General features: G+C 56.9%; 21 protein-coding genes and 1 tRNA gene. 9 read left to right on the forward strand and 13 right to left on the reverse strand.

The window, feature by feature from the left end:
• Positions 1-16: 16 nt before the first annotated feature.
• The gene (locus G5S47_RS06890) at positions 17-1,186 is read right to left on the reverse strand and encodes a UDP-N-acetylmuramate dehydrogenase (RefSeq protein WP_373273785.1); all 1,170 of its coding nucleotides are present in this window, start codon (positions 1,184-1,186) and stop codon (positions 17-19) included.
• A 241-nt stretch (positions 1,187-1,427) separates the two neighbouring features.
• Between G5S47_RS06890 and G5S47_RS06895 the strand changes: the two genes are divergently transcribed.
• Entirely contained in the window at positions 1,428-2,381 is a 954-nt protein-coding gene (locus G5S47_RS06895; RefSeq protein WP_219585455.1) for a cation diffusion facilitator family transporter, read from the forward strand.
• Positions 2,382-2,407: 26 nt separating this feature from the next.
• On the opposite strand, the gene G5S47_RS06900 is transcribed toward G5S47_RS06895, so the two are convergent.
• From G5S47_RS06900 to G5S47_RS06910, 3 genes are all read right to left on the reverse strand, one after another.
• Positions 2,408-2,480: transfer RNA gene (locus tag G5S47_RS06900), tRNA-Thr, on the reverse strand.
• A 102-nt stretch (positions 2,481-2,582) separates the two neighbouring features.
• Positions 2,583-3,401, reverse strand: coding sequence for a DsbA family protein (locus tag G5S47_RS06905; RefSeq protein WP_219585456.1), 819 nt, complete (start codon positions 3,399-3,401; stop codon positions 2,583-2,585).
• A 63-nt stretch (positions 3,402-3,464) separates the two neighbouring features.
• On the reverse strand, positions 3,465-5,309 hold the full coding sequence (locus G5S47_RS06910; protein WP_219585457.1) for a serine/threonine-protein kinase: 1,845 nt from the start codon (positions 5,307-5,309) through the stop codon (positions 3,465-3,467).
• Between the two features lie 266 nt (positions 5,310-5,575).
• Here G5S47_RS06910 and G5S47_RS06915 point away from each other — a divergent pair, with 266 nt between their 5' ends.
• The 3 genes from G5S47_RS06915 to G5S47_RS06925 all read left to right on the forward strand — a co-directional run bounded on the left by G5S47_RS06915 (position 5,576) and on the right by G5S47_RS06925 (position 8,940).
• A complete protein-coding gene (locus G5S47_RS06915; protein ID WP_179369937.1) occupies positions 5,576-6,700 on the forward strand; it encodes an ABC transporter ATP-binding protein in 1,125 nt (374 codons plus the stop codon).
• A 158-nt stretch (positions 6,701-6,858) separates the two neighbouring features.
• On the forward strand, positions 6,859-8,115 hold the full coding sequence (locus G5S47_RS06920) for a DUF4032 domain-containing protein (protein WP_219585458.1): 1,257 nt from the start codon (positions 6,859-6,861) through the stop codon (positions 8,113-8,115).
• A 75-nt stretch (positions 8,116-8,190) separates the two neighbouring features.
• The gene (locus tag G5S47_RS06925) at positions 8,191-8,940 is read left to right on the forward strand and encodes a glycerophosphoryl diester phosphodiesterase (protein ID WP_219585459.1); all 750 of its coding nucleotides are present in this window, start codon (positions 8,191-8,193) and stop codon (positions 8,938-8,940) included.
• Positions 8,941-9,074: 134 nt separating this feature from the next.
• Here G5S47_RS06925 and G5S47_RS06930 read toward each other — a convergent pair whose 3' ends face one another.
• The 3 genes from G5S47_RS06930 to G5S47_RS06940 all read right to left on the reverse strand — a co-directional run bounded on the left by G5S47_RS06930 (position 9,075) and on the right by G5S47_RS06940 (position 12,308).
• Positions 9,075-10,253 (reverse strand): hypothetical protein, encoded by a 1,179-nt coding sequence (locus G5S47_RS06930; RefSeq protein ID WP_179369939.1) that lies wholly within the window; start codon positions 10,251-10,253, stop codon positions 9,075-9,077.
• A 206-nt stretch (positions 10,254-10,459) separates the two neighbouring features.
• On the reverse strand, positions 10,460-11,476 hold the full coding sequence (gene fbaA, locus G5S47_RS06935; RefSeq protein WP_006680244.1) for a class II fructose-bisphosphate aldolase: 1,017 nt from the start codon (positions 11,474-11,476) through the stop codon (positions 10,460-10,462).
• Between the two features lie 208 nt (positions 11,477-11,684).
• Positions 11,685-12,308 carry a TrmH family RNA methyltransferase gene (locus G5S47_RS06940; protein ID WP_050998773.1) on the reverse strand — a complete coding sequence of 208 codons (624 nt, stop codon included), beginning with the start codon at positions 12,306-12,308 and terminating at the stop codon, positions 11,685-11,687.
• Positions 12,309-12,457: 149 nt separating this feature from the next.
• Between G5S47_RS06940 and G5S47_RS06945 the strand changes: the two genes are divergently transcribed.
• From G5S47_RS06945 to G5S47_RS06960, 4 genes are all read left to right on the forward strand, one after another.
• Positions 12,458-12,967, forward strand: a complete 510-nt coding sequence (locus G5S47_RS06945) for a PH domain-containing protein (RefSeq protein ID WP_006680246.1) — start codon at positions 12,458-12,460, stop codon at positions 12,965-12,967.
• Between the two features lie 45 nt (positions 12,968-13,012).
• Entirely contained in the window at positions 13,013-13,837 is an 825-nt protein-coding gene (locus G5S47_RS06950) for an HAD-IIA family hydrolase (protein WP_006680247.1), read from the forward strand.
• A 220-nt stretch (positions 13,838-14,057) separates the two neighbouring features.
• Complete coding sequence (pyrE, locus tag G5S47_RS06955) at positions 14,058-14,627, forward strand: orotate phosphoribosyltransferase (RefSeq protein ID WP_006680248.1); 570 nt, start codon at positions 14,058-14,060, stop codon at positions 14,625-14,627.
• Between the two features lie 18 nt (positions 14,628-14,645).
• Positions 14,646-15,263: a hypothetical protein gene (locus G5S47_RS06960; protein ID WP_179369941.1), complete on the forward strand. Its 618-nt coding sequence runs from the start codon at positions 14,646-14,648 to the stop codon at positions 15,261-15,263.
• Positions 15,264-15,418: 155 nt separating this feature from the next.
• Here the strand turns inward: G5S47_RS06960 and G5S47_RS06965 are convergent, their stop codons facing one another.
• The 3 genes from G5S47_RS06965 to G5S47_RS06975 form a co-directional block, all read right to left on the reverse strand.
• Positions 15,419-17,635, reverse strand: coding sequence for an NlpC/P60 family protein (locus tag G5S47_RS06965; RefSeq protein WP_219585460.1), 2,217 nt, complete (start codon positions 17,633-17,635; stop codon positions 15,419-15,421).
• Between the two features lie 213 nt (positions 17,636-17,848).
• Positions 17,849-19,132: a hypothetical protein gene (locus G5S47_RS06970; RefSeq protein ID WP_006680252.1), complete on the reverse strand. Its 1,284-nt coding sequence runs from the start codon at positions 19,130-19,132 to the stop codon at positions 17,849-17,851.
• 171 nt (positions 19,133-19,303) lie between these two features.
• A complete protein-coding gene (locus G5S47_RS06975) occupies positions 19,304-20,089 on the reverse strand; it encodes an SDR family NAD(P)-dependent oxidoreductase (protein ID WP_006680253.1) in 786 nt (261 codons plus the stop codon).
• Between the two features lie 177 nt (positions 20,090-20,266).
• On the opposite strand from G5S47_RS06975, the gene G5S47_RS06980 reads away from it, so the two are divergent.
• Entirely contained in the window at positions 20,267-21,064 is a 798-nt protein-coding gene (locus tag G5S47_RS06980; protein ID WP_006680254.1) for an exodeoxyribonuclease III, read from the forward strand.
• A gap of 35 nt (positions 21,065-21,099) precedes the next feature.
• Here the strand turns inward: G5S47_RS06980 and G5S47_RS06985 are convergent, their stop codons facing one another.
• From G5S47_RS06985 to G5S47_RS06995, 3 genes are all read right to left on the reverse strand, one after another.
• Complete coding sequence (locus tag G5S47_RS06985) at positions 21,100-21,912, reverse strand: serine hydrolase domain-containing protein (RefSeq protein ID WP_006680255.1); 813 nt, start codon at positions 21,910-21,912, stop codon at positions 21,100-21,102.
• Positions 21,913-22,078: 166 nt separating this feature from the next.
• The gene (gene clpB / locus G5S47_RS06990; RefSeq protein ID WP_006680256.1) at positions 22,079-24,715 is read right to left on the reverse strand and encodes an ATP-dependent chaperone ClpB; all 2,637 of its coding nucleotides are present in this window, start codon (positions 24,713-24,715) and stop codon (positions 22,079-22,081) included.
• 249 nt (positions 24,716-24,964) lie between these two features.
• The gene (locus G5S47_RS06995; protein ID WP_006680257.1) at positions 24,965-25,954 is read right to left on the reverse strand and encodes a DUF5692 family protein; all 990 of its coding nucleotides are present in this window, start codon (positions 25,952-25,954) and stop codon (positions 24,965-24,967) included.
• Between the last annotated feature and the right edge of the window lie 52 nt (positions 25,955-26,006).

Here is a 26,006-nt window from a genome sequence, read left to right on the forward strand (position 1 = left end):
AAGGCAGAAGCGGACGCTACCAGCTGACCCCAACCGTGACGGGCTCGGGAACCAAGGTGATGCCGAATTTTTCTTGAACGCCGGCGCGAACCGCGAGCGCAAGCTCGACGACCTCATCGCTGGTGGCATCCCCGCGGTTGGTCAGAGCAAGAACGTGTTTCGTTGACAGCGAGGCGCCGTTTTCGCGCGCTCCGTCCACTGCCCAGCCTTTCGTGAAGCCCGCGTGGTCGATCAACCATGCAGCTGACGTTTTCGTCATGCCATTTCCGGCGTCAAAGCGTGGGGCCTCGGGTGGGAGCGTGGCAACGGTTTCGGCATCGACGATGGGGTTCGTGAAGAAGGAGCCAGCACTCCACGAATCGTGGTCGTTGGGATCGAGCACCATACCCTTTGACGCGCGCAACTCAAGGACAGTATCACGCACACGCTGAGCATTCGCGCTCTGCCCTTGTTCAATGCTCAAGCGATTCGCGAGTTCGCGGTACAGGACGGGCGCGGACTGATCGGAGATTGTGAGGCGGAACGTGGCTTCGAGGACAACCCAACGCCCGGTCGGACCCCATATACGTCCCTGGTCGTCACCTTCGCGGACTGAGCGCTTAATAATCGACTCACGGTAGACGAGATCCAGTTCAGATGCATTCAAGCGCTTCTCGCACTGTTCACCGCGATCCCAGACGTCAACGTAGGCAAGCGTGTCAGAGATCTCGTGACCGTAGGCTCCAACGTTTTGAACAGGCGCAGCTCCGACGGTTCCGGGAATGCCGGACAGGGCTTCGATGCCCGAGAGGCCTTCGGCAAGGGTCCACTGGACGAATTCGTCCCAGACGGTGCCGGCAGTCGCCGTGACGAGAACGGTGCCATCTGAGCTCTCATAACGAGTGATCTGCTGACGCCCATCTTTAACGACAATGCCTTCGAATGGGGCATCGGAGGCAAGAGTGTTTGAGCCACCCCCGATCATCAGAATCGGGAACTCACCCTTGTCTGCGCTGTCAAAGGCTGCAATCAGATCGGAACGTGAATCGGCAAGAATATAGGTAGCGACCGGACCCCCAACGTGGAAGGTCGTCAGTTCTTTCAGCGTCGTCATTGCCATTAGAGCCCCCTTATCAATTACTGCCTCTATCCTACGGTCAGGTACCACCGCTAGTCTTCGGCAGGCTCGATTCCACGCTTGAGACACATGGACTCACTCAACCGAAAACGCAGTGGTCACATCACGGTCATATTTTCATTAAAACCGTTTACGAGAGCCTCTCACTCACACACAAGCGACCTTTTTCCCAAGAAAGAACCAAGCAACTAAGATATGACTTAGTTAGATGCACGCCTCTTGGCTCCGTTCAAGTTTTCCGCACCTTATGCGCTGGTACAGATGATGGATTCACGAGGGCGTGCTCGATTAATTCGACGACAGGATGGTCATGCAGCACGAGAACGAGCACGCTCATCACCACGATGACACTCACGGTCACACACATAGTCACGGGGCGAATGCGTCACGCACACGCCTTGCGATCGCACTTGGCATCACCGCATTTATTCTGGTGAGCGAAGTTGTCGTCGCAATCCTGACCGATTCACTGGCTCTTCTTGCCGATGCCGGTCACATGACAGCGGATTCTGCGGGCCTCGTATTGGCACTTGTTGTCGCCCACCTGGCTCATAAACCTGCGACCGACCGCTCAACGTGGGGGTTGCGTCGCGCCGAGATTATCGGCGCGGCTATCCAGGCTGGCGGGCTCGCCGTTATCGGCATCATCGTTGCCGTTCGCGCCACGATAAACCTCGTCAACCCGCCCCAGATCGAATCTGGCGGAATGCTCATCATGGGCGTTATTGGTTTGGTCGCGAACGTCGCATCCCTGCTGGTTCTCATGGGTGGTCGCGAAGCGAACCTCAATATGCGCGCTGCTTTCCTGGAGGTGACGAACGACGCCCTAGGGTCGATCGGCGTTATCGTCGCTGCCGTGGTTATCCATTACACCAACTGGACCCGAGCGGACGCCATCGCTTCCCTGTTGATCGTCGTACTCATCTTCCCAAGGGCAGCACTTCTGCTTCGTAGCGCCGGCATGGTTCTGATGGGATTTACTCCCGAGAAACTCGACCTTGCCGAGGTGCGCGATCACATGCTCCGCATCGAAGGCGTCGAAGCAATCCACGACCTGCACGCGTGGACCGTCGCGTCGGCTATGCCCGTCCTGACAGCACACATCATCATCAGCGAAGAGGCTTTCCAGGCCGGCAGAAGCGAGCAGATTCTTGACCGCCTACAAAACTGCGTCGCCAAGCACTTCCCCGTTGAAATTAAACACTCCACATTCCAGCTTGAGACTGCCGAACACCTGGCCCACGAGCAGATTGAGTGCTCATAAAACCTCAGACAAAAGGGTGTAACGAGAGCCGCCTATCGGACTCGAACCGATGACCTGCTGTTTACAAGACAGCTGCTCTACCAACTGAGCTAAGGCGGCTTCGACAATTCAACGAATCGTCATCACATAGTGTGCCATGAAGAACGGGGTCCCGACCAATCGGCCGCGACCCCGCACTTCACGTTGGTCAGTTCTTCGAACTCATCCAAGGCCAAGTCCTGAACGCAAGGACGCCATGATCGAAGCAGAATCGGAGCCTGACAACGTCAGCATGTCCGTATGATCCTTAATGAACTCCGGCGTGCCTTTCGACTCACGGTTCGTGAAATTCGCGTTGCTCCACGTGTCGGTGGCGGTTGTCAGATAGTCGGTGACCACGTTCACGGGCAGGGACGAAACCACGTCAGAGGAAACACCCACCTGAGAAGCGATCGTCTTCACCTGTTCCCAGGACTTCGTCGCATCCTGAATCACCGTACCGTTACCAGCCTTGAACTGGCCAGCAAAGTACGCCATCAGCCCCTGGTGAAGAGCCCCCCAGTGCTCAGGATCCCGCTGAGCAACAATCAGCGAAGCAGAGGTAGCGGCATTCGCGTATTCCATGCCGACCGTCCTCACGGGCTGGAACTCAATGTTGTATTCGCCATTGTCAGCGCCTGCGAGCAAGTCTTCGCCAATCAGAACCTCAAGATTCGCGCAGTGGTGGCACGAGTAGTCGAAGTATTCGGTAACGGTCGGAAGAGAGTCATCAACCTGGCCGACACCAAGATGCGAGTAACGAATCGGCTGACCCGACGCGTAGTCACCCAAGTAATCACTGGGGCTCGCGCTCTGCGCTTCATTCTTTGCAGAAAGCTGCTGAGAAATAATCACACCAACGGTCGCAATCACCGCGATAACGATGACTGTAACGACTGCGATGATGATCGAACGTGTGCGACGCTCAGCCTTTTCCTGCGCTTCGCGCATCTGCTGAGCTTTCGCGCGCACGGAGGTATCCGTTACCTTCTTGCCTGCCATGGTTTTCCTTTCACAGGTCACATCTTTAAGGCAACCCTACCTAGCGCTAGGCGCGTATGCAGTTCAGAGCGCGCCTCCGGTGACGAGGAACCATGTGGCACCTACCACGCCAACAGCAAGGAGGCCAGCAATCGCACGCACCCACACTGGGCCCAGCAGTCGCCTGACCGCAATGCTGGTTCCAACTCTCAGATCGGAAGAGGTTGGCATCAACCACGCTGAAACGATGGTCGCCAGGACAACGATCCACACGCCGATCGAGCCAATCGGTTCGGTCACTAAGGGGTCGAGTGTCGCATTCGGATCGGATGCCAGAACAATATCCAGTAGACGCATCCACTGTCCGCTTCCGCCGTGAGCAACCGTGTAGAGATTCCAGACAAGATACGGGACGATTCCGCCGATAGCCATCCCAAACGTCACCTGCACCAGAGCGCGAATAAGGAGCAGTGGCGACGAGGCCACGGTCGCAGCGGTATCACTGGATCGCGCAATGCCAGCCCGGACACGGCGGTTTTCTCTATGTCGATGGAACGCGCCACCAAACGCCATGAAAAACATGAGCACGATGACCGTAGCAGTCCCCATCACTCCTGCGAACATGGGGATGAGAGCAAGTGGCATCGCAATGATGCACCCGAAGATCCACACGATTCTGGGAAGGTCAGCTTCATATCCCAGATCCTCATACAGGTCATCGACATCGAATTCATCCGACCCCGGAGCCGTCCACTGACCCGGAACCGCCACCGCATGAGGATCTACGTATCCGCCGACCGCCTGCCCATACATGCCAGCAGGTGCGCCATTCGGGTAGGTCAGCGATTGAAAGTCCGCGGTGTTGCTGACCGTTTGCCCCATTCCCAGTTGGGGAATTGAGGAGGCCGCGCTCCCCACATTCCACTCATCAGTTTCAGGGCGCGGAAGGAGCCTCGTCGATGGGTGAAGCGGAGAATCCCCAAACTGAACAGTTTCGTCGTTACTGGACCACGCCAGCATCCCTGACGAGGAGCCGACGACGCGGGGCTCATCTGCGACAACGGGGCGGACAGTGGAAACGTAGGGGTTCGCGAAGGCGGCGCTCCAGTCAAGCTGGTTGATCGACATGACGTCGCCGGGAAAACCGTAAAGTTCGACTAACGTTGCGACGACCTCGTCGGGTTCGGGGCGAGAATTCACGTCCGGAGACAGAGCCTGGTGAATGATCTGCGCAAATGAGAGCGGAAGTCCCTCAGTGTCCGGCTCGCCCGTCAGAACACGAGCAATAATCGCCTGAACATCGCCCGTGCCGTACGGAGGACGCCCGGTCGCAAGCGAAAGCAGGGTCGCCGACCACGCCCACCAGTCTGAATCATCGTCGGCCGGGCGAGCACGCAACAGCTCTGGAGCCGTGTAACCGGCAGTACCTGAAACCAGACCGGTGCGAGTGAAATGCTCATCCGCTTCACTCATTGCGATCCCGAAGTCAATCAGAATCGGGCCGTGCGGAGAACAAATAACATTCGATGGCTTGATATCGCGGTGAACGATCCGCGCGTCATGGACAGCCATCAATGTGCGCGCGAGACTGGCTGCAATCGCCGCGATCAACTCCGGCGCAAGCGGCTGGCCATTCATCAACGAGGCCAACGTCGGGCCCTCTACATATTCAGTCGCAATGAAGGGCTGCGAGGCATCGGTTTCAATGTCAACGACGTGGGCAACCCTGGCGGAGCGAACCGAATTCACGGTCGCAGCTTCACGTTGCAGGCGACGGCGAGATTCTTCGTCGGCGGCCAAAGCAGGGTGCACAAGCTTGAGGGCAACTCGATCGCCGCCCTCGTCCTCTGCAAGCCACACGGTACCCGCGCCACCCGTACCCAGCTGGGATACGAGCGTGTAGCCACCGATCTGATCGCCTTCATTCACCCGTTCAGATTACAAGGAGCCATGGGCAGATCGATTGAACAAACTCCGTGCGACGGTGAACAAGCGCAGTCTCAACAACACGCCACGCGGTGAACAAGCGCGGTGGGTATAATGCGCACGACACACTGAAACCTGTTGCATAACCACGCCGTGTGCTAGGTTGAGAAAGGTTGCTCGCACGAGGAACCCGCCAGTGATGACGCTGGTGAACATCGACCCACTCGGATCGTCCGGCACGTACCTGCCGGTGGGAAGGAAAATGAATAATGGCAACTGTTACCTTTGACAAGGCAACCCGTATCTACCCGGGTAACGACAAGCCCTCGGTCGACCAGCTGGACCTCAAGATCGAGGACGGCGAATTCCTGGTCCTCGTCGGCCCGTCCGGTTGCGGGAAGTCCACCTCCCTGCGTATGCTCGCCGGCCTCGAAGAGGTCAACGGCGGTCGCATCCTGATCGGCGATAAGGACGTCACCAACGTTCCGCCAAAGAACCGCGACATCGCAATGGTCTTCCAGAACTACGCGCTCTACCCGCACATGACCGTCCGTGAAAACATGGGCTTCGCCCTCAAGATCGCCGGCACCCCGAAGGACGAAATCAACAGGCGCGTTGATGAAGCCGCACGCATCCTCGACCTTGAGCCCTACCTTGAGCGCAAGCCGAAGGCACTCTCCGGTGGTCAGCGTCAGCGCGTCGCCATGGGGCGCGCAATCGTTCGTAAGCCTCAGGTCTTCCTCATGGACGAACCCCTATCGAACCTCGACGCGAAGCTCCGCGTTCAGACCCGTACCCAGATCGCTTCTCTGCAGCGTGAGCTCGGCGTCACCACCGTGTACGTCACCCACGACCAGACCGAAGCTCTGACCATGGGCGATCGCATCGCCGTCCTCAACAACGGCCTCCTCCAGCAGGTCGGCACCCCGCAGGAAATGTACGAGCGCCCGGCAAACGACTTCGTCGCAGGCTTCATCGGCTCCCCGGCTATGAACCTCGGCTCGTTCACCGTCGACGGCACCAACGCTATCCTCGGCCCGGCACGCGTTCCGCTCTCGCAGGCAACCCTCGACGCCCTCACTCCGGCAGACGGTGGCAAGATCACCATCGGTTTCCGCCCTGAAGGCCTCGAAGTTGTTTCCGAAACCGAAGAAAACACGATTCCGATCGAAGTTGAATTCGTTGAGGAACTCGGCTCGGACGCCTACGTTTACGGTCGTCTTGCAGGCTCTACCGAGGGCCTCGGATCCACCGACGAAGGCTCAACGAAGCAGATCATCGTTCGCGTTCCTCCGCGCACTGCTCCGGCTCGCGGCGGCGTGATCCACGCTCGCATCCGCCCCGGCCAGCAGCATAACTTCTCTGCTGCAACCGGTATGCGTCTGCCTGAGTGATTCATCCACAGTTGGCCCCGTTCTCGTTGATAGTGACGAGGCGGGGCCAACTCATATCCCTGACGCCTGACCAGTGCCCCACTTTTGGTGGGTTGGCGCTTTCATTGGCGCTTTCTCCTCAATAATTGCGTCCCTTTAAGCAATGAGAGAATAGAACTATGTCCGAATCACTAGAGATCATGGCTGCGACCGTTGATCCCTCGCTTCTTGATCTTCCTTGGGAAATTCCGCTGGAAGAATGGCCCGACGAGATCCTCGCGGCTCTCCCCCGTGGCATTTCTCGCCACATCGTGCGATTCGTGAACCTCTCTGACCGTGTGATCGCCGTAAAGGAAATTGGCCCGACCGTCGCACATCACGAGTACGAGATGCTTCGTGACCTCTCACGTCTTGGTGCCCCTTCCGTGCTCCCTACCGCAGTGGTCACCGGTAGGCACAGTGTTGACGGCGAGGAGCTCAATGCCGTCCTGGTCACCGAACACCTGCAGTTTTCCCTGCCCTACCGTGCTCTGTTCAGCCAACACATGCGCGCTGACACGGCAACACGTTTGATTGATGCCCTAGCGGTACTGCTTGTTCGCCTGCACCTTCTTGGTTTCTACTGGGGCGACGTTTCACTGTCGAATACTTTGTTCCGTCGAGACGCCGGAGCATTTAGTGCCTACCTGGTGGACGCAGAAACCGGCGAGCTCCACCCGAAACTCACCTCTGGCCAGCGCGAGTACGACGTTGATTTGGCACGAACTAACATCATCGGCGAACTCATGGATCTTCAGGCTGGAGAGTACTTCCCCGAAGACGCGGATCCCATTGAAGTTGGCGACCGTATTCGAAGCCGCTACGACGAATTGTGGAATGAGCTGACCGGAACAGAACTCATTGATTCTTCCCAGAAGTGGAAGGTTGCTCAGAGAATCGAACGCCTCAATGACCTGGGGTTCGACGTTGCTGAATTGAAGATGACATCGGTTGCCGGATCAACCGAACTGATGATCCAGCCGAAGGTCGTTGACGCCGGACATCATCATCGCAAGCTCATGCGACTCACCGGCATGGATGTTGGCGAGCACCAAGCACAACGCTTGTTGAACGACATCGCCACCTACCAAGCCACCGCGGGCACCCCGAACATGCCACTCGAATTGGCCGCACACCAGTGGTTGAACAACGCCTTCGAACCCGTCATGCGAGAAGTTCCAGCCGAGCTGAAAACCAAGCTCGAACCGGCTCAGATCTACCACGAGTTCCTTGAACACCGCTGGTACCTGGGCGAACAAGCCGGCCACGACGTTCCCCTCGAAGAAGCGATCGACTCGTACGTTGAAAAGATTCTTGCCGCCAAACGCGACGAAGAACGCTTCATCGACCAGACAGAAGAAGAAACCACCGCCGCATCAAACCCTGACCTCTGGTAAGAACAAGCGGTCTAGCCCCCAAGCGACTAACGTTGCAGGCAGACAACTGAACGAGAACACCCAAAAGGAACACGCATGGCATTCCCCAGGATTTTCGCGCACCGCGGAGCCTCATCATTGGCGCCTGAAAACACGATCGCCTCCTTCGCGAAAGCAGCGGAGGTCGGTGCCCGCTGGTTCGAATTCGACGTCGACGTCATCGGCGACGGATCTTTGATCGTCATCCACGACGATAAGCTTCAACGCACAACGACCGGCAAGGGCGGCTACTACAACCTCAGCTTCTCCGACATTCGCACACTTGACGCCGGAAAGTGGTTCTCTGACACCTACCGGTTCGAACGAATCCCAGAAGTAGCTGACGTCATCTCATTCGCCAATTCGGCAAACATGGGCATGAACCTCGAGATCAAGCCCTGCTATGGTGGCACCGAACTTCGCGAAAAGCTGATCGAGAACCTCGCTGTTGCAGTTGATTCGGTCGCGAACACTGAGCGCTTCATCGTTTCTTCCTTCGACCACGAGGCCCTCGCACGCTTCCACGCTATGCGACCGAACATTAAGCTCGGTTGGCTGTTCGACCGCGAAAAACAACCCGGCCCCACCTGGCAACAGGGAGCTGATCTGCTGAGATGCACCGCAATTCACCCCGATGTCAACGGCCTCACCCCTGAAGAGGTCAAGGAAATGCGCGACGCAGGCTTCGACGTCAACGTCTGGACAGTCAACGATGTGGATCAAGCTCAGGAGCTCGCATCATGGGGCGTCACCGGTATCTTCACCGATCGCCCACAGGACTTCCCCGCTGAAGCACACGTGCTCTAAAACGTGCGTTTTAAAGCGCCACGTTCCTGACGTAACGCACCGGGGTCGGCAGTTCGAATGAACTGCCGACCCCGGCCTCGTCAATAAGCAGTTGGCGCGATCATCACACGAGGACGCATCAATCGCAAGCGATACTAGCGGTCCTCTTTCGCACGCAGGTAACGCGACAGCGACAACTCTGCCACCGAATCAAACAGCAGAATAGCGCCGAGCACACCACCGAACTTCATCCAACCACGACGCGGAGCCTGCGCGCGCGCCGCGAGGGTCAGCAACGTCGTGCCGACGATAGCCTCGGCACCGGCAAAATACTTCACCAGATGCGGACGATCGACAGCGATTGAATGGTAGGACTCCCACAGAGGCTGAGCCGGTGAATCCGGTTCCTTCAGCATGATGTCCACGCTGCGACCGATCGCGTTTGAAATACCGCGAGCCATGTGGAGCTTCGCGCCTTCAACCTCATCGGCATCAATATGCCCCAGCAGGAAGCCCGCAACGGACTCGGGCAGACCAAGCGCCTTCACCGCAGCGACAACAGCGTCATCACCGAACAGGGACGTCGACTTGTACAGATCGTCAACGTTCGACCCGTTCACCGCGTCCGCAATCTTCTTCAAATTCGGACGTTCGCCGACGAGATCCAGGATCTCGTCGTCAACCTCTGTCGGCACATTGTGCGCGCCCGGAATGATCTTTGAGTCCATCGCCCAGTTGTGAATAACAACGTGTTCCAAGTGGTCATCCGTGACCAGGAAAATTTGGAACTCATCATCCTGCTTCGACAGGGTTATCAGTGGCAGTTCACCGAAGTTCCAACCGGCTTTTTCAACCGGAAGCTCAGCAAGAAGCAGGCGCTGGCCACCATTGCCCTCAAGATCGGCAAGATCGATACCCTCAAGCGCTGCAAGCAACGGCACCGACGACGCAGGTGTATTACCAATCTCAACGATTCGCGAGGATTCTGCCGGCTCATCGTCATCCAAGTCGTCATCCCACACGTCAGCAAGCGGACTGCCCCCTTCGGGAGTATGGTCCACGACCACGGTCGAAATACGGACTTCGCCCTCAAAACGGGATGCAAGCTCTTCGGCAAGATCCTCGATTGTGGGACCTTCAGAAATCGTATTGTCACGAACAACGCCAAGACGACCGCCAGAAACAGCGAAGTCAACGCCCACAAAGTGCGGGGCAGACGGATACCACTCGACTTTCGCTAGGATGGCGCGCTCATGCAACTCATTGATAACGGCCTTGGGATCAAGACCCGCGCCGATGATCATGCCTTCAACTGAAGTCCACACCTGGCCCATAGCGACCACCCTTCTTACGTCGAACTGTTCTAATCTCATCACGTTTCACCCGCGTTGTCGCTATCTGAGGCACTCTTTCAGCGAAAGCGCGCAAAACTTCCAGTGTGGCCGGACAAAAGTGCGCCCTCACGCATGCGAAACAGGGCTAAACGCGGAAAGGGCCCGCAGCCGTAGCTGCGGACCCCGTCCGTTGATCAGGTAAAAGATCAGGCCATCTTGGTTCCGACGGAACCAAGACGCTGGCAAGCCTCGACGACGCGAGCAGCCATGCCTGCTTCAGCAGACTTGCCCCACGAACGCGGGTCGTACTGCTTCTTGTTGCCGACCTCACCGTCGATCTTCAGGACACCGTCGTAGTTGCGGAACATGTGCTCCACGACCGGACGGGTGAAGGCGTACTGGGTGTCGGTGTCGACGTTCATCTTGATGACGCCGTTTTCGACTGCGAGGGCAATTTCCTCTGCGGTCGAACCGGAGCCACCGTGCATGACCAGGTCGAACGGACGGTTGTTCTTCCAACCAACCTTTGCTGCAACCTCTTCCTGGATGGTGCCCAGAATTTCGGGACGAAGCTTGACGTGACCCGGCTTGTAAACACCGTGGACATTACCGAAGGTCAGAGCGGTCAGGTAACGGCCGTTCTCGCCAAGACCGAGGGCCTCAACGGTCTTGAGTGCATCTTCGGTGGTTGTGTAGAGCTTCTCGTTGATTTCGCCGACAACACCGTCTTCTTCGCCACCGACAACGCCGATTTCGATTTCGAGGATGGTGTTTGCCTTCTGGGAGAGGGCGAGGAGTTCCTTGGCGATCTCCAGGTTCTCGGCGAGCGGAACAGCGGAGCCGTCCCACATGTGCGACTGGAAGGTCGGCAGATCCTGGGTTGCTTCAATCTCCATGAGCGGGCGGATCCAGGAATCAATATTCTGCTTTGCGCAGTGGTCGGTGTGCAGAGCGATGGTCACGCCGTAGTTCTTGGCGACCTCGGTTGCGTATGCAGCGAGGGCGAGCGAACCGGTGACGCGGTTCTTGATCGTCGAACCGGAAGCGTATTCAGCGCCACCGACGGAAATCTGAACGATACCGTCAGATTCTGCCTCGGCGAAGCCCTGGATAGCAGCGGTAACGGTCTGGGAAGAGGTCACGTTGATCGCGGGGTAGGCAAACTTGCCTTCCTTCGCGCGGTTCAGCATCTCGGCGTAGACCTCAGGGGTTGCGACAGGCACAGGAGCCTCCTATTCGAACGACAGATTTGTCACTGGCTATTGTTCCACACATCGCAAGTTTCATGTGAGGTAGGAAGTCCCTATTTCCTGCACATAAGTGCCTCTAAGGTGGACTTTTGCCCGTGCAGGCAACAAAAAACAGCGTAGTTTTAGCTTCGTCATCCCGGCCTCGCCGATGAGGAACGAGGCCGCGCACATCACTGAAGCGTCAGGCCAAACTGGACGCGTGCGCCCACATCGCGATTGCCGCCGCGTGGCCAACATTCATTGAGCGCGTCGATCCTCGCTGGGTAATGTGGACGATCACCTCGGCAAGGTCGCTCATTTCCTGGCTCAAACCGGAGGATTCTTCGCCGAAAATCAGGCACGCTCGCTTCGGCAGTTCAGTGGATTCCAGTGGCTTGGAGCCCTCCACGTTATCGACGCCGACGAGGCTCATTCCGCGCTCTGCGCACGATCGGGCAAGGTCTTCGGGAGTCTGGCAGTGATCGATCTGCAGGTAGCGGTCAGTCACCATTGCCCCGCGACGATTCCAACGACGACGCCCGACGATGTGGACTCGGCTAGCTCCCAGCGCATTCGCAGTGCGCACGATAGACCCGATATTGAAGTCATGACCGAGGTTCTCGATTGCAACCTCGAACGGGAGCGCATGGGCTGCGATGTCTTCGCGGATCGCGTCCATCGTCCAGTAGCGATACTGGTCTTCAACGTTACGATGATCGCCGTTCTTCAGTAGTTCAGGATCGTACTTTTCATCGGTCGGAAGCTCGCCAACCCACGGACCAACACCGGGCCTGCTTTCAGAAGCAGGCGTGGCCTCGTCCCCCATTGCACCACCGGAGAGCACACGGCCTGGCACCTGCGCACCGCGCTCACCGGCGCTGACGACATCCTGATAATCATTACTCACGGGCATAACGATAGCGTCTTGCATTACATAGCAAGCACAAGCGGGGGAAATAATGGCACGATTAAGACATGTCTCCACGTCATGCACTCTTGTCCCAAGACGAACACATTGTCCGCCGTATGCGCACGCACTTCAAAGCCATCCTTGGCAATACGCTGGCTGAGCTGGTTCTGATCATTGTCGGCGTCTTCGCGTCGGTCTACCTACCGACTGAGTGGGCGCCCTACAGCCACGAGATCGTCTGGGCAATCGTCATCGTCGCGACATTCCCGATCTTCATCATGCCGTTCATCCGCTGGTTCACCACGACCTTCACGCTGACCACGAAGCGCATCATCACGCGCCACGGCATCATCAACAAGAAGGGTCACGACCTGCCTATCACGCGCATTTCCGACGTAGCAATGGACCGCGACTTTATCGACCGCCTGTTCGGGTGTGGCACTCTGACTCTGCAGACCAGCGCAGACGACCCGCTTGTCCTGCACGATGTTCCGCGCGTCGAATACGTTCAAGTTGAAATCTCGAACCTGCTGTTCAACGACATTCACGGCGCAATCGACGCAGATCCCGAATAGACCCTTATCCATGTCTTTCCCCGATATTCCACATAGGATAAAGACATGACTGATAACGAAATCGCGCCCAAGGCGCTCACTGACATGCCACCTGTTTCCGCATGGCTTTCCGACATGGACGGTGTTCTGGTCAAGGAAAACCGCGCGCTTCCCGGAGCTCAGCAGTTCCTTGAGGCACTGCGCGCCAAGAACATGCCATTCTTGGTTCTGACGAACAACTCAATCTTCACCAACCGCGACCTGTCTGCTCGACTTGAACGGTCCGGTTTGGATGTTGCCGAGGAGCATATTTGGACTTCGGCAAACGCAACCGCAGCATTCCTGTCGCAGCAGTCACCCAACTCGTCCGCATTCGTGATTGGCGAGGCCGGACTGACGACCGCGCTCCACGGCGCCGGCTACATCATGACCGATCAGGATCCTGAGTACGTGGTGCTCGGCGAGACACGTAACTACGACTTCAACGCGATTACCCGAGCAATCCGACTGATCGAAAGTGGCGCAAAGTTCATCGCCACCAACCCGGACGTCACGGGTCCCTCGGATGAAGGCACACTGCCCGCCACCGGTTCGATCGCAGCAATGATCACCGCAGCCACCGGTAAGCGCCCCTACTTCGTCGGCAAACCGAACCCCGTGATGATTCGCGCAGGTCTGAACAAGATCGGCGCTCACTCTGAGCACGCTGCAATGGTCGGCGACCGCATGGACACGGATATTCAGGCGGGTGTTGAAGCCGGTCTGCGCACGCACCTTGTGCTGTCCGGCTCAACGTCAATCGAACAGGTCGAACAGTATCCATACCGCCCATTCGGAATTCACGAGGGTATTGGTGAGCTGATTGAGCTGGTCGAGGCAATCGCCGGCTGACCGCCTGTTTTCCCTTCTCGGGCTGAATGCTCGAGCTCTTGACGATACTGCCCCCAGCCTGAAGTGAACTGTCCTCCGGAAGAAAACTGAATAAATCAGTCCAACTTCCGGGAGACAGTTCAAAGGTTGGGGGCACTTTCGTATACGGCCGGCTACGGAGCGAGAGATGTGGCGAAAGCGTCCCATCCTCTATGCCCACCTACCGTCTAGACTGTGAAGCATGACGAATGACTCTCAAAAAGCCCGCCTGTCCGAACTCGTCAAGGAACTCGCCGTCATCCACGAAAAGGTGACTCTGGCTTCCGGTCGCGAATCTGATTTCTACGTTGATATGCGTCGCGCAACGCTTCATCACGAAGCTGCGCCCCTGATCGGCCACGTCATGCTCGATCTTTTGGAAGAATCCGGTTTCGCTCCGGGCGAAGACTATGTTGCAGTTGGTGGCCTGACCATGGGAGCAGACCCCGTTGCAGCCGCAATGATGCATGCCGCTTCTTCGCGTGGCCTCGACCTTGATGCTTTCGTTGTGCGCAAGGCTGCCAAGGATCACGGCATGAAGCGTCGCATTGAGGGGCCGGACGTGGTCGGCAAGCGTGTGGTTGTCCTCGAAGACACCTCGACCACTGGCGGTTCACCTCTGGAAGCTGCCACTGCTCTGCGTGAAGCAGGAGCCGAGGTCGTTGCTGTTGGAGTCATCGTTGACCGCGCAACTGGCGCTAAGGAACGCATCGAGGCTGAGGGATTCCCCTACTTCTATGCGCTCGGTCTTGAAGACCTCGATCTGGCCTGATTTCGCGGTAGGAATCTGATGCGAAATCAACTCTTTCCGGGACGTTGCTCAGTGTGTTTGAGCGCGGTTGCAGGTCTCACGCTTACTCTTGGCGCATGCTCACCATCGCCCAAGGCAAGCCCACAATCTGCCCCCACAGCGCAGTCAATCGGATCTGAGGCTGGAGCGGGGATCTATGCCGATCCTCAATCAACCCAAGCGCTTCCCGAGATGAGCGCCCCTTCAGCGGGCTGCCAAGCGATGGATGACATTCTCGTCCAGGCACTCGAGTCCTTGCCTGAAGGACAAGCCTTTACTGAAGCAACAGTCTCGGGCAATTCCACCACTGCAACTACCGCGTGGGCTTCTTTCGTCAAGGCTTTTGCCTCGGCACAAACTGATGCTCTGGTGCAAGCAGGATCGGCGGATTCCACTGGTACTCATGCAGCGGAGGCGTTCAAAGCGTACGCGGATGCAAGTGCGCGCCTGTCTGATGGCTCCTTAAACGAATACGTTGATGATCGGGCTGCAGAAGAAGCAATTAAGACCGGGAAGATGCCCGAGTTGAACCCCGAATATGCATCAACTGTGGAGCTCTTCAACTCCGCGCACATCACCTTGACCGACTGTCTTCCGCACTGGCCAATCGTGTTCTAAGACAGAGTTCCAAGGCAGATCTCCAAGGAAAATCTCAAGACCAGTAAAGACTCTCGCTTCCCTATACTGACGAACGAGGCCCCTCAGTTTCCTGAGGGGCCTCGTTACGTGCCGGCAAACTGGAAAGCTACCGACCTGCTAGATCACGATTCTCTTTACGGGAACGGGCGAATGACCCACGGTGCGGTGTTGGAGTATCCGTAGCTAGTCCACACGGAATCAACACGAGCCGGATTCCCCATCCAGTCGGTGTGGACAACCCGCTCATTACCCAAGTAGAGCGACACATGCGTCACTACGCCACCCGACGTGTAGAAGATCAAGTCACCACGTTGCCTTTGCGACAGCGGAAGATATTGGAATCCGGAGTAGTTGTAGAGCTCCTGCGAGGTGCGATAGTCAGGCCACGCATGCTTGAGCACGTTAATCGGTTGTGGATCAAGGCCACCTGCGTGTAGTGCTTGAAGCACCAAACCCGAACAGTCAAAGCCCAAGTTGTACGGGCCAGCTCCACCCCAAGTGTAGGGCGATCCCACCTGCGCTAAGGCGTAGGAAATCATTGCTTCAATGTGTTCGGAGCGGCTTGCGCTAACCGAAACGGTCGGCGCAACTTGATACTGGTCGACATACCAGGAATACCCGGTTCCCATCGCGTTCCATGTGCGCTCGTCGACGACGCCCGTTTGTGGCAGGCCCGCTCGACGCTGGAAGTTACGCACTGCCGACATAAAACTACTGTCAACGGACGCCAGCTTCATCGTGTGCCAGATACCTAGGCGCTGTTGAACGATTCTGACTTTCACGCCGTTCATGCCGTAGGTCAGAGTATTGGTAGCCCATCCAAGGGACTGAATTGACATTGTCGGTTGTAGATAGCCGGCAGGAGCTTGGTAGTTGACCCATTGACCCGATGAGAGGAAGTTGTACCATTTCCCATCGATCGTGCGACCAGCATTCGCCATGATGCCTGTAGACGGTTCCAGGTAGTACCAATCTAAACCAACCCGTTGCCATCCAAGACCGACTTCACCTGAAGGCTTGCGGTAATGCCAGCCATCTGCGCGCTTGTACCATCCGGTCAACATCGCGCCGTTAGATGCGAACTCATAGGAGTTCCCGCCGATAGTTCGCTCGCCTGTCACCATGATGCCTGTAACGGGATCAAGGTAGTACCAATCTAAACCAACCCGTTGCCATCCAAGACCGACTTCACCTGAAGGCTTGCGATAATGCCAGCCATCTGCGCGCTTGTACCATCCGGTCAACATCGCGCCGTTAGATGCGAACTCATAGGAGTTCCCGCCGATAGTTCGCTCGCCTGTCGCCATAATGCCTGTAACGGGATCAAGGTAGTACCACGTACCTCGATCATTCAACCAACCATGAACTTCATCGCCGAGCGTAGTCGCGTAATGCCACCCATCGGACATCTCAACCCAGCCGGTCTTCATCTTGCCATTGGCATCGAAAGTGTAGGTCCTGCCACCAATTGACTTGGAAGCATTTTCAACCATGACGCCATTTGATGGATCGAGGTAATACCACGCCCCATTCAGACCCAGCCAGCCGAGGTACTCGACGCCGTTGGAATCGGAATAGCGCCAGCCTTCCTTCAGCTTGGTCCAGCCGGTAGACATTGCACCCGAAGCGTTGAACACGTAGGTGGTTCCATTGATCGTTTGGCGTCCGGTCTGCATGATTCCCGTGGACGGATCAAGGTAGTACCACGTACCTCGATCATTCAACCAACCATGAACTTCAACGCCGAACGTAGTCGCGTAATGCCACCCATCGGGCATCTCAACCCAACCGGTCAACATCGCGCCGGAGGCATTGAAGAAGTAGGTTTCGTTTCCCACTTGCTTCTGGCCGGTGACCATCTGTCCCGTTTCAGAATCGAGGTAGTACCACGTACCTCGATCATTCAACCAACCTGTGGTAAGAGCACCAGACGCGGATGCGTAGAACCACGAATCAGAGTTGCGGAACCAGTTACTTGCCATGGTCCCGTTCGCATCGAAGTAGTAGGTGGAGCCGTTAATACGCGCCCACGAGTCTTTCAGGAGCGTCCCATCGGGTTGCTTCCACTGCCAGACGCCGGAGTAGATCCATGAACCTTCAGGGGATTGCAAAGGTTCGTGGGCAGTCGTCTTTTTCGGGGTAGCGACAGGAGCTACGGTTTCAGCTCCTAGAGGTGAAGTACCCTCCTGATTCTGCGGGTTTTCTTGGGGATCGCTCTGGGTTGCGACGGTCAAAGGTGCGCTTTCACCGTTTTCGTCAGCAAACGTGGCGACGTTCGTCGACAGGACAAGCCCAGAGATAACACACGCGCTTGCCAATGTACGCCACGGGACTTGGTGTGAAACTCTCATTGTTCCCCTTGTATTGCAATTCCGTAGATGGCACCAAGATCAGCCACATTGGATTACTAGTAAATACTACTCAGGAATCACCTTATCGAATGGCGCACGTTACTGTACAGCAGCGAATCACGACGAAATGAGCACGTCGACTTCCGGACTATCCAGCACATCGAACAATTTCACGTTCGGGGTTGCGCGGATTTTACGAGGACGACCAGACGTTCAGGAACGCCATACTCCAGAAGCGTCGAAGGAGTAGGTTTTTCCACCAATATTCTTCGAGGTGTTTGCGACCATGATGCCCGTTGAGGGATCCATGTAGTACCAGTAGCCGTTCACGATTGCCCAGCCAACAGCCTCGGCACCACTGGTTGAGGAGTAGTGCCAACCATCGCTCAGACGTGCCCAGCCGGTAGACATTGCACCCGAAGCGTTGAACACGTAGGTGGTTTCATTGATCGTGTGGCGTCCGGTCTTCATGATTCCCGTGGACGGATCAAGGTAGTACCACGTTCCTCGATCATTCAACCAGCCGTAGGTTTCGTACCCGGATGCGTTGAGGTAACGCCAACCGTCAGAGTTTGATACCCAGCCGGTCTTCATCTTGCCATTGGCGTCGAAAGTGTAGGTCCTGCCACCAATTGTCTTGGAAGCATTTTCGACCATGACGCCATTTGATGGATCGAGGTAATACCACGCCCCATTCAGACCCAGCCAGCCGAGGTACTCGACGCCGTTGGAATCGGAATAGCGCCAGCCTTCCTTCAACTTGGTCCAGCCGGTAGACATTGCACCCGAAGAGTTGAACACGTAGGTGGTTCCATTGATCGCGCGTCGGCCGGTCTGCATGATTCCCGTGGACGGATCAAGGTAGTACCAGGTGCCGTTCAGCTTGAGCCAGCCGAAGACGCGGTCACCTAATGCGTCGATGTAGCGCCAACCTTGCGACATGGAGACCCAGCCGGTCTTCATCTTGCCGTCAATGTCGAAGAGGTATAGCTTTCCGTTGATGATCTTCTCCGTGTCTGCGATCATCTTGCCGGTCGTCGGATCAAGGTAGTACCAGGTTTCGCCGAGCTTGAGCCAGCCGGCGGTGTGTAGGGCTCCCGCATAGCCTCCTGAAGGCTGGAAATAGTACCAAGTGCCATCCTCTTTGTACCAACCGGTATTCATCCAGCCTGTTGATTCAAAGTGATAGATGTGCCCATTGATTTTTGCCCAGGTTGACGCAATCTGGAGACCCGTGCCATTGGCAGCCCAACGCCAATCGCCACCAATGTTCTGCCAGTTTCCTCCGGACGGGGCGTAGGGAGTGGTGGAGGTTGTCACCGTTGAAGGGGAGAAAGGATTTACGCCCGACTGCAGGTCCATCTGAGCTGCTTGCGGAATACTTACCCCTGTTGCACTCTGCGCGGAGTCGGCGCTTGTCGCTTTTACTCCGGGAATGATGAGCGCGGCAGCTACGAGGCCAAGCAGAGCCGTTCGCTTCGTCATACGCAGTTTCATTGGCGAGTTCTTCCTTCAATCGACTGATCGTTGATGGGAGTCAACAGACACACGTCGAGCAGACATGTCATTACAGAGTATCGGTGAACAAAATGAGGGAGCAAGAGCTAAACCACATTATTATCACCAATCACATTAGTAACAGTAGCCCCATTAAGTGCTGGTATGCACTCACATATGCGGAACAGCCCGCATCACACGACGCGTCAAAGAACGCGGAGCAAACTTCATCAACGCCATCCCGACCTTCGCAGGAACAGTCGGCGTGACCAACACTTTCCCGCGACGCACCGCGTCAAGGCCAGCAGTCACAACTTCCTCAGGGGTCGCCAAGAACGCACCCGGCATCTCTTCCATATCGACACCAGCCTTTGTAAAGAATTCAGTACGAACCGGCCCCGGCATAACAGCGGTAGCAGTCACTCCCGAGCCTCGTAATTCCTCCGACAGGCCCTCGGTGAACGCAACGACCCACGCTTTATGCGCGGAGTAGGTGCCCGCCCCTGTTCGCGACGCTACCGACGCCGTGTTGATGATGGCACCTCGGTGACGCACGCGCATCGACCGAGCTGCATGATGCGACAACACCATCACCGCACGAACCATGACATCCAAGCCATAGAGCTCAGCATCAAGGTCGTTGTCAGGGAAGGACGTACCTAGCCCGAATCCGGCATTATTCACCAGCAGATCGATGGGCTTCAGAGCCGAAGCGCCCACTTCAGCACCACCCACATCCAGACGCTCAGCGACGCGAGCCAGCTGGTCAGGATTCGCCAAGTCAGCGACAATCACCTCTGCGTTAATCCCCGCGTAGGCGTGAAGTCGCTCCGCAAGCTGGTGCAATGTCGCTTCACTCCGTGCCACCAGGACCAGATCATGGCCACCTGCAGCCAGTTGCCAACAAAACTCTTCGCCAATGCCCGACGTCGCGCCGGTAACAAGTGCAGTTCCCATGAGATAAGCCTACGAGGCAAAGCACGCCATCGTCAGGGACCTTCACCCGCAACTACCGCAGGAGCGAAAAAGACTGACAAACAGGTCTTTGGTGAACAAGCGCGGTCAATCCCTGAACAAGCGCGGACTCAAACCCCGAACAAGCAAGGTCGGAGCCTGCCGGCTAGGGTTTATCCCATGAGATTTGCTACCTGGAACGTCAACTCCATCCGCACCCGCGTCGATCGCGTCATCGCTTTCCTTGAACGCTCGAGCACAGACGTACTGGCGATGCAGGAAATTAAGTGCAAACCCGACCAGTTCCCCGTCGACCAGTTCACCGAAGCGGGGTACGAGGTTCGGATTCACGGCCTGAATCAGTGGAATGGTGTTGCGGTAGCCTCGCGCCTACCGATTCTTAAGGTCGAGGATCATTTCGCGGGCCAACCCGCATTTGGGAATCCTCCGGTTGTGGAGGCTCGCGCACTCGGCGTTACTGTCGAATCGCCCGATAGCTCACCATTCACGATCTGGAGCCTGTATATCCCGAACGGTCGTGAGCTGACCGACCCTCATTACGTCTACAAGCTCGAGTGGCTACGCGTCTTGAAGGAAAACGGTGTGAAGTGGCTGTCTGAGGACCCGAAGGCGCAGATCGCCATGGTCGGTGACTGGAATGTCGCCCCCTTTGATGAGGACGTGTGGGACATGACCGCATTTGCCGACGCCACCCACGTCTCACAGCCCGAGCGCGACGCATTCTTTGCTTTCGCCGATGATGGGTGGGACGAAATCACCCGCGACCGCGTCACCAACTACACCTACTGGGATTACCAGAAGCTACGCTTCCCGAAGAATGAGGGCATGCGCATTGACTTTGTGTACGCCTCCCCCGCGTTGGCGTCGCGTGTGGTTGAGGCTCAGATCGATCGGGATGAGCGTAAGGGCAAGGGCGCGTCGGATCATGTGCCAGTCATCATCGACATTGCCGACTGACCACTTGGGATCAGAACCGCCTTCGCGCCTGACAGTTAGGCATTCACGAGGCCCTGCAATTGGGCGTTGAGCTGCGACCATTGTTCCTTATGCCAGGGGCCGAATTCTTGTGAACCAAGGAACGCTGCGGTCGCGTCGTGTTCACGGTCAACCCAGAGGAACGAGCCTGAGACTCCGAAGTGGCCGAATGTTGTGGCCGGGGCATCTGGGGCGGTCCAGTGCGGGTTCTTCGTTCCCCGGATTTCAAGGCCGAGTCCCCACGGGCACGGGTTATGCCGACCGTATCCGGGGACAACGCCCGCGAGGTTGGGGAACTGCGGGGTTACCGCTTCAGTCGATAGCGCATCGCTGATCAAAGTTGGATGCAGGAGCTCCTGGCCGAGGATCAGCAGGTCATCAATACTTGCTCGCCCAGAGCGCGCGACTGAACCGGGAACGTCCGCCGTTGTCATGCCCAGAGGCTCAATCACGGATTCTTCAATCCATCGACCGATGTCTGTTCCCGTTGCTTCGGCAACCGCATCACCAAGGATCTCGAAACCAGCGTTGGAGTAAACACGTCGTTTTTCGACGCCGAACTGTGCATCGCGAGATTCTGCGGGCAAGCCCGAGGCGTGAGCCAGAAGGTGGCGAATCGTGGACCCTTCGGGACCAGCCGGATCGCCCAAACTGATAAAGCCTCGCTGGACTGCAACCAACGTTGACCATGCCATCAGAAGCTTCGTGACAGACGCCAGCGGATAGACGGTCGACGTGTCACCAACCTTGACCAGGGTCTGTCCCCCAGCATTCAACGCATACGCATGAGCAAAAGGAATATCCATCAGTTCGCTCGTGATCACTGCCATGCGTGTCCCCTTCTGCGTTGTGACGCTCGCTCGATTGTTCGGGCCGTGCTGTTATCGGTGTGCCCCCCTATTCTAAACGCGCCCTTATCGGCCACGAGTTCTGGTGACAAGTGCACGTGTGGGGCGCGCGTTGAAAACCCGCGCCCCACACGGCCTCGTGAATCAATCAGCAGGAGAAGATGTCCGGCTCTTCACCTTCTGCGACTACCTGCATCGACAGAGTCTCCAAGTCTTCGGAAACATCGACGCGAACGGTCGAACCATCGCCAACCTCGCCGGCTAGAAGCATCTTCGCCAGCTTGTCACCGATTTCCTTCTGGATCAGGCGACGTAGCGGACGAGCACCGTAAGCCGGGTCGTAGCCAATCCGGGTCAGCAGACCGCGGGCAGGCTCGGACACATCGAGCGTGATGCGACGGCTCTCAAGACGCTTCGCGAGCTGGCCGACCATCAGGTCAACAATGCCAGCCAAGTCATCCGCCGACAGCGGGTCGAACATGACCGTCTCATCCAGACGGTTTAAGAACTCCGGCTTGAATGCATGACGCACCGTCTCCATCACCGCATCAGTCTTCATCTCTTGCGTCAAAGACTGATCGGATAGGAACTGCGAGCCAAGGTTCGATGTCAAAATCAAGATCGTATTCCTGAAATCAACCGTGCGGCCCTGACCGTCAGTCAAGCGACCATCGTCGAGAACCTGAAGCAGAATGTCGAAGATTTCCGGATCAGCCTTTTCGACCTCATCCAAAAGGATCACCGAATACGGACGACGGCGAACAGCTTCGGTCAGCTGACCACCCTGCTCGTATCCAACGTATCCCGGAGGGGCACCGACGAGGCGCGCGACCGAATGCTTCTCGGAGTACTCCGACATGTCGATGCGAATCATCGCTCGCTCATCATCGAAGAGGAACTCCGCCAGCGACTTCGCCAGCTCCGTCTTACCGACACCCGTCGGACCGAGGAACAGGAACGAACCGGTCGGACGATTCGGATCCGCAATCCCCGCACGGGAACGCCGAACCGCATCGGACACCGCCGCGACGGCCATCTTCTGACCAATCAGTCGATGCCCGATCGCATCTTCCATGGTCAGAAGCTTCTCGGTTTCCGTCTGTAGGAGCTTACCGGTCGGGATACCCGTCCAGGACTCCACGACTTCCGCAATCTCAGCCGGCCCAACCTTCTCTGCGATCATCGGCTCGCCGGCTGCTTCATCTTCCGCTTCAGCGTTCGCCTCGGCTTCGCCAATCTGGCGTTCGACCGCGGGGATTTCACCGTTCTGAAGCCTTCCGGCTTCTTCCCAACGATTCTCACGGATAGCAAGTTCCAACTGAGTACGCAGTTCATCCAGCTGAACGCGCAGATCACCGACCTTGTTATGCCCGGCCTTCTCTGCCTCCCAGCGTCCAGTTAATGCAGTCAGCTCTTCCTGCTTATCAGCGAGGTCCGCACGAAGCTTCTCTAGGCGAATCTGGGTCGCTTCATCCGTCTTATCCGAATCAGATTCGGTCAGATAGGATTCTTCCATTCGCAGACGATCCACCTGGCGACGCAACTCATCGATCTCGATCGGGGAAGAATCAAGTTCCATCCGCAGACGAGACGCAGCCTCATCAATCAAGTCGATCGCCTTATCCGGCAGTTGACGCCCCGTGATGTAGCGATCCGACAAGGTTGCCGCCGCAACGAGCGCACCATCGGAGATTGTCACCTTATGGTGGGCCTCGTACTTCGGCGCAATACCGCGCAAGATCGCAACCGTATCCTCAACGGACGGTTCGCCGACGAAAACCTGCTGGAAACGACGTTCCAGAGCCGGGTCCTTTTCAATGTTCTCGCGATACTCGTCCAGCGTGGTCGCGCCAACCATGCGCAGTTCGCCACGCGCAAGCATCGGCTTGAGCATATTGCCAGCATCCATCGCACCTTCAGACCCACCACCGGCACCGACGACCGTGTGAAGCTCGTCGATAAAGGTGATGACCTGCCCGTCAGAGCGCTGGATTTCTTCGAGGACAGCCTTCAGACGCTCCTCAAATTCACCGCGGTATTTCGCGCCTGCCACCATCAATGCCAGGTCGAGAGCAATAAGCGTCTTATCCTTCAGGGATGCCGGAACATCGCCCGCGACAATACGCTGAGCCAACCCTTCGACAACCGCAGTCTTACCCACACCGGGCTCACCGATGAGGACAGGGTTGTTCTTCGTACGACGCGACAGTACCTGCACAACGCGACGAATCTCCGCGTCACGACCGATCACCGGGTCGAGCTTGCCTTCGCGAGCAACCTCGGTCAGGTCTCGCCCGTACTTCTTGAGAGCTTCGAAGCTCCCCTCCGGGTCAGGTGATGTAATCGGATTCGGACGGAGCGTCTTCAGAGCTTCCTCCAAAGCGGTGGGCGGTGCCGCGTTGTGAGAAAGAATGGTGCCGGCCTCACTCTTTGACGCGGCAAGCGCAATCATCAGGTGTTCAGTCGACACATAAGCGTCGCCAGCCTTTTCTGCACGCTTCTGAGCGTCGTTGATGACTCCCATCAGAGCCTGGTCTGCCTGAGCGTTTTGGGCGGTCGAGCCTTGAATACTTGGCAATGCGAGCAGAGCGTTACGCGCTCTCGCGCCGATCGTCTTACGGTCGGCACCGACAGCATCGAGAAGCGCCGTCGCAATTCCTTCGTTCTGAGTCAGCAGAGCATTCAAAAGATGCAGGGGCGTAACTCCCGGGTTGCCAGCTGCCCTGGCTGACTCGAGCGCAGAGCCAATAGCTTCCTGCGCTTTCGTCGTGAATTCGTTGGTCATATTTCCTCCAGTGACGCATTGCGTCGAGATATGGGCACGTGGCGATCCCACGTGCGTCTGCATATATCAACGCTCCAAAGTTGAGTCTATTCCACTCAACTTTATTTTTCTCGCCGAAAACTCAACTTCCACCCCTTCCGCTTCCCCATTCACGAGGCCAGCTACTCACCCTTAGCTGACAAAGGTGATCTGACAAGCGAAAACCCCGCCCGACACATGCCGGGCGGGGCCTCGTCCATACAAACTGGATCAGGCGGTAGCCACATCCTCACGGCGCGCCATTGCAGCCTCGAAATCCTTCGTCCCCACGAAGATTTCATTCGTGTACGGGTTACGGCCAAGCTTGCGCGAACGGTAGATCACGTAGCCGAGAGCCAGAATGTTGGCAGCCAGAGCGAGAATCGAAACAAACAGGTTTACATTCGGATTATTCACGGACTGAACCGAGAAATTCGAGTAGTCCTGGAACGCGGGAACAACCTGCGCGAACATACACCAGAGAGCCAACGTATTTGCACGATTCTGGATCCAACCACCCTTATTCCAGAAGGCGTTGGCAACCGTCGGTGCAAGAAGCAGGGCAACACCGCAGTACCAGGCGTGAGTCGGCAAACAGTTGTAGGTGTAGCAGAAGTTCCAGAGGTCGTAGGCGACAATGAACACCCACGTCATGTCTGGCCAGAGCATGTCCTGCTTCTTTCGAGAAGCGTAGATACCAAACCAGCCGGTCATCAGGAAGATATTGATCAGACCCGCGATGCCATTGAAGACATTGTGCCAACCGCCCATCAGCGTGACACCTTCGGAGGAAACCCAGGTCGTGCCGAATGCGCGGAACGCCGACTCAAAATCAGAGACAACGGCAATCAGAATGTTGATCGCAACAATAACGAACGGGAAGCACTTGAATGCATGTGAACGACCGATTTTTCCCCAGCCATACTTCAGCATCATGAAGCCAATACAGCCAGCAGTTGCCGCATAGAGCTTCGCATAGTGGAACCAGCTATTCATGTGCACGTAGGTCGGGTTATTGAGCGCCCACTCGGCACCCTGTCCAGCACCTACGTAGATCGCAATGAAATAGACCGTCAAAATAGCCGGCAGTACAAGGAAACAGAAGATGCCTCCCGCCTTTGTACGACGCGCGATCTCATTCGCTCCGATGAGCGCAGCGAAAACTAGCACCCATCCAATCCACTGATATGCGGCATGTTCGCCGTAGACCTCGAACAACATTGTTCTTGCCTTCCTTGCACTCACAGGACGCTGAGTCGTGACACGGACTCAA

The sequence above is a fragment of the Schaalia turicensis genome (assembly GCF_019380255.1).
GTDB lineage: Bacteria > Actinomycetota > Actinomycetes > Actinomycetales > Actinomycetaceae > Pauljensenia > Pauljensenia turicensis_A.

Excerpts from the sequence above, each read along its gene's own strand:
- G5S47_RS06985 (WP_006680255.1), bottom strand. The coding sequence starts at position 21,912 with ATGGCAGTGATCACGAGCGAACTGATGGATATTCCTTTTGCTCATGCG.
- G5S47_RS06940 (WP_050998773.1), bottom strand. The coding sequence starts at position 12,308 with ATGGGGGACGAGGCCACGCCTGCTTCTGAAAGCAGGCCCGGTGTTGGT.
- G5S47_RS06905 (WP_219585456.1), bottom strand. The coding sequence starts at position 3,401 with ATGGCAGGCAAGAAGGTAACGGATACCTCCGTGCGCGCGAAAGCTCAG.
- G5S47_RS06960 (WP_179369941.1), top strand. The coding sequence starts at position 14,646 with ATGCGAAATCAACTCTTTCCGGGACGTTGCTCAGTGTGTTTGAGCGCG.
- clpB (WP_006680256.1), bottom strand. The coding sequence starts at position 24,715 with ATGACCAACGAATTCACGACGAAAGCGCAGGAAGCTATTGGCTCTGCG.
- G5S47_RS06970 (WP_006680252.1), bottom strand. The coding sequence starts at position 19,132 with ATGAAACTGCGTATGACGAAGCGAACGGCTCTGCTTGGCCTCGTAGCT.
- G5S47_RS06995 (WP_006680257.1), bottom strand. The coding sequence starts at position 25,954 with ATGTTGTTCGAGGTCTACGGCGAACATGCCGCATATCAGTGGATTGGA.
- G5S47_RS06965 (WP_219585460.1), bottom strand. The coding sequence starts at position 17,635 with ATGAGAGTTTCACACCAAGTCCCGTGGCGTACATTGGCAAGCGCGTGT.
- G5S47_RS06980 (WP_006680254.1), top strand. The coding sequence starts at position 20,267 with ATGAGATTTGCTACCTGGAACGTCAACTCCATCCGCACCCGCGTCGAT.
- G5S47_RS06925 (WP_219585459.1), top strand. The coding sequence starts at position 8,191 with ATGGCATTCCCCAGGATTTTCGCGCACCGCGGAGCCTCATCATTGGCG.
- pyrE (WP_006680248.1), top strand. The coding sequence starts at position 14,058 with ATGACGAATGACTCTCAAAAAGCCCGCCTGTCCGAACTCGTCAAGGAA.
- G5S47_RS06945 (WP_006680246.1), top strand. The coding sequence starts at position 12,458 with ATGTCTCCACGTCATGCACTCTTGTCCCAAGACGAACACATTGTCCGC.
- G5S47_RS06920 (WP_219585458.1), top strand. The coding sequence starts at position 6,859 with ATGTCCGAATCACTAGAGATCATGGCTGCGACCGTTGATCCCTCGCTT.
- G5S47_RS06975 (WP_006680253.1), bottom strand. The coding sequence starts at position 20,089 with ATGGGAACTGCACTTGTTACCGGCGCGACGTCGGGCATTGGCGAAGAG.
- G5S47_RS06915 (WP_179369937.1), top strand. The coding sequence starts at position 5,576 with ATGGCAACTGTTACCTTTGACAAGGCAACCCGTATCTACCCGGGTAAC.
- G5S47_RS06930 (WP_179369939.1), bottom strand. The coding sequence starts at position 10,253 with ATGGGCCAGGTGTGGACTTCAGTTGAAGGCATGATCATCGGCGCGGGT.
- G5S47_RS06895 (WP_219585455.1), top strand. The coding sequence starts at position 1,428 with ATGCAGCACGAGAACGAGCACGCTCATCACCACGATGACACTCACGGT.
- G5S47_RS06950 (WP_006680247.1), top strand. The coding sequence starts at position 13,013 with ATGACTGATAACGAAATCGCGCCCAAGGCGCTCACTGACATGCCACCT.